At 69.7% G+C, this 3635-nt stretch carries 2 protein-coding genes; both read left to right on the plus strand.

Features of this window, described 5'->3' with window-relative positions; genetic code table 11:
- On the plus strand, positions 1-669 hold a 669-nt coding region (locus tag AC27VN_RS35730; RefSeq protein ID WP_490879684.1), incomplete at its 5' end, for a FecR family protein.
- Positions 670-791: 122 nt separating this feature from the next.
- A partial coding sequence (locus tag AC27VN_RS35735) for a two-partner secretion domain-containing protein (RefSeq protein WP_490879685.1) occupies positions 792-3635 on the plus strand: 2844 nt, incomplete at its 3' end.

Consider the following 3635-nt stretch of genomic DNA (forward strand, 5'->3'; position numbering starts at 1 on the left):
GTCATGCATCCGCCGCTGGGCCTGTGGCCCGCGCCCGAGAGCTGGCAGGCCGACTACCGCACCGGCACCGGCGAGCAGCGCAGCCTCGCGCTCGCGCCCGACCTCACGGTCGAGATGAACACCCGCAGCAGCATCGCGCTGCAGGCCGCGCAGGGCGAGACCGCCGGCATCGAGCTGATCGGCGGCGAGGTCGCGGTCGATGCCACGCGGCGCGGCCGGCCCTTCACCGTGAGCGCGGCGCTCGGGCGCATCGAGGCCGTCGACGCGCGCTTCGAGGTGCGCCACACCGATGCGCGCAGCGTCTGCGTGCGCTGCCTCGAAGGCCAGGTGCGCGTGACGCTCGGCGCCGAGTCGCTCGCGCTGCGCGCCGCGCAGGAACTGGTGTACGAGGGCCGCCAGCCGCAGCCGGTGCGCAGCATCGAGGCCGGCGAGCGTTCCGATTGGCGCGAGGGCGTGTTGCGCTTCCAGCGCACCGCGCTCGCGCAGGTGGTCGACGAGATCAACCGCTACCGGCCGGGCCGCGTGATGCTGCTGGGCAGCGGGCTCGCGGGCAAGCCCGTCAGCGGACGCTTTCACATCCACGACCTCGACAAGGCGCTGGCGCAGATCCAGCGGCTGTTCCGGCTCGAGCTCACCGCCTTGCCGGGCGGCATCGTGATCCTGCACTGAGGCGGCATTCTTCGCCGCCGATGCGTGGCGAGGTGTACAGCTTTCGATGTCGGCATTCGTCTATGGGCAAAGCCATCGCATGGCTTCCTGTCCATTCGAAACGCCACTGAAAGATTCCTGTCATGCCGCCCCTCCATCCTGCCCCGGTGAAGCCCGCGTTCCCCGCACGCCCTGGCCGCCGCACCGGACCGCGACGCCTCGCACCCCTGGCCCATGCCGTCGCCGTCGTCATCGCGGTCGGCGCGGCGGGCGCGGCGCATGCGCAGCAACGCGCATTCAGTGCCGCCTGGATGGCGCAGAAGAACATCGCGCAGGGTCAGGCGATCGCCACCGGGCGCTTGCCCAATGGCCTGCCGGTGTCCTCGCTCAACACGCCGAGTGCGCAACAGCAGCAGGCGCGCGAGCAGTTGCAGCGTTCGCTCGGCAATCTGAATCTCGCAGCACAGAGCATTGCGGCGCAGCAGGCTGCACAGGCTGCGGCACGGCAAGCAGCGCTGGATGATCCTTCGTCAGTGCCCGATGGTCTCGCCGATGGCGGGTTGCGCGTCGACACCAATTCGTTGACCGCGGGCTGGCTCAATGCCCAAGCACCGGTGCAATCGCAAGGCACCGATGGCCGCACCACGGTCACCATCCAGCAGACCGGCGATCGCGCGATCCTCAACTGGGAAACCTTCAACGTCGGCAAGCGCACCACGATCGATTTCAAGCAGCAGGCCGATTGGGCGGTGCTCAACCGCGTCAACGATCCGCAGGCGCGGCCCTCGCAGATCCAGGGCCAGATCAAGGCCGATGGCACGGTGCTGATCGCGAACCGCAACGGCATCGTGTTCAGCGGCAGCAGCCAGACCGACACGCGCAACCTCGTGGCGGCCGCTGCCAAAATCGGCGATGACCAGTTCAAGGCGCGCGGCATCTACAGCGCGCAGGAAAGCGGGGCCTACACACCGAGCTTCACCGATGCCAACGGCAAGGTCGAGGTGCAGGCCGGTGCGCGCATCAACACCGCGGTGCCGACGACCGTCACGCAAGGCGGTGGCTATGCGCTGCTGCTCGGCAAGGAGGTCGTCAACGCGGGCACCCTCACCACGCCGCGTGGCCAGGTGCAGATGGCCGCGGGCGACTTCTTCATCGTGCGACCTGGCCAGAGCACCACGGGCAACCAGTACGCGACCACGCGTGGCAACGAGGTGGCGCCGCAGTTCAATGCCGACAGCACGGCAGGCGCGGTCACCAACACCGGCCTGCTGCAGGCGCCCGAAGGCGATATCACGCTCGCGGGGCGCAAGGTGGTGCAGGACGGCGTGGCCGTGTCCACGACGACGGTGGACACGCGGGGCACCATCCATCTGCTGAACTCGGCGAGCGACAAGCTCGGCAGCGTCACGGTGACCGCGCGTGGCCTCAATGCCATCCTGCTCGACGACCAGAACGGCCGCACGGCACTGGACAGCCAGCGCGATGCGTTGATCGCCGACTCCGCCGTGCAGGACCTGGCGCGCCGCACTGCAGCCTCGGGCGGCTTCGACAACCTCGCGCGCCTCGACGACCGCCGCGACCAGTCGCGCATCGAGATCGTCTCGGGCGGCGGCGTGGTGTTCGAGGGCGGGTCGACCACGCTGGCCACCGGCGGCCAGATCGCGGTGGCCGCGAGCAATGGCCGCAGCACGGTGGCCAATGGCGCGCGGCTCGATGTCTCGGGCGCCGTGGGCGTCCAGGTCGCGATGTCCTCGAACAACGTCGAGATCAACATCCAGGGCAATGAACAGCGCGATGCCCCGCTGAACCGCGACACCACGATGCTCAACAACAGCAACGTGTGGATCGACCGGCGCAAGCTGCTGCGCGTGGCGGCCGGTGTGGGCGGCTACGACAAGGAGCGCTGGTACACGCCGGGCGGCCTGCTCGAGGTCGGTGGCTACCTGGGCCTTCAGGGCCACACCGTGGGCGAGTGGGGCGCGCAGGGCGGCAGCGTGGTGTTCGCGGGCAACGAACTGGTCGCGCAGGCGGGCTCGAACATCAATCTTTCTGGCGGCACGCTGGACGTGCAGACCGGGATGATCAAACAGAGTTGGCTCAAGGGCGCCGACGGCCGGCTCTATGAAGTGTCGAGCGCACCCGCCGATGTGCAGTACACGGGCCTCTACAAGGGCTACGAAGACGCGCACAAGCGCTGGGGCGACAAGGCCACGGGCTTCTTCTACAACCCGCTGATCGGGCCGCAACAGCGGCTCGAGAACGGCTACACAGTGGGCCGCGATGCGGGGCAGTTGATCGTTTCGACCAGCGCCGCCGTGCTCGACGGCGACCTGACGACGACGGTCTACCGCGGCCCGCGCCAGACGATCCAGCGCGATGGCGGCATCGACGGCTATGCGCAGTCGCACGACGCCGCGGCGCTCGCCGCGCAGTTGATCCTCGGCAACTACACGACCGTGTTCAACGCCGACAAGACCAACGGACCGCAGGGCGTGTTCCACAACTTCACGCCGAGCTTCGGTCAGGTCGTGTTCGGCACCGCGCAGCCGGCGCTGGGCGACGGCATCGCGCCCGACGGGCCGCTGCCGCAGGCGCTCGAGGACGTGCTGCATGTCGACAGCGACCGCGTCAACGGCTGGAAGCTCGGGCAACTGATGGCCGGCGGCACGCACAGCCTGACGGTGGAGGCGGCGCTCGCGGTGGTGCCGGGCGGCAGCATCGCGCTGTATGCACCGCAGGTGGAGATCAACGCCGATCTCGTGGCGCGCGGCGGCCAGATCGCGCTGGGCAACGTGCTGCCCTCGGTCGCCGGCCAGGGCACCACGATCAGCATCGCACTGCCGCCCGCCGCGGGCCAGCGTGCGCGGACCACCGTGGCCGCGGGCGCCACGCTCGACGCGAGCGGCCTGTGGACCAACCTGCTGGCCGACCCGCGCGACGACGCGGGCCTGCCCTACGTGAACGGCGGCAGCGTGTCGATCCGCGGC

It is taken from the genome of Variovorax sp. 20P10.2.4 (assembly GCF_058244205.1).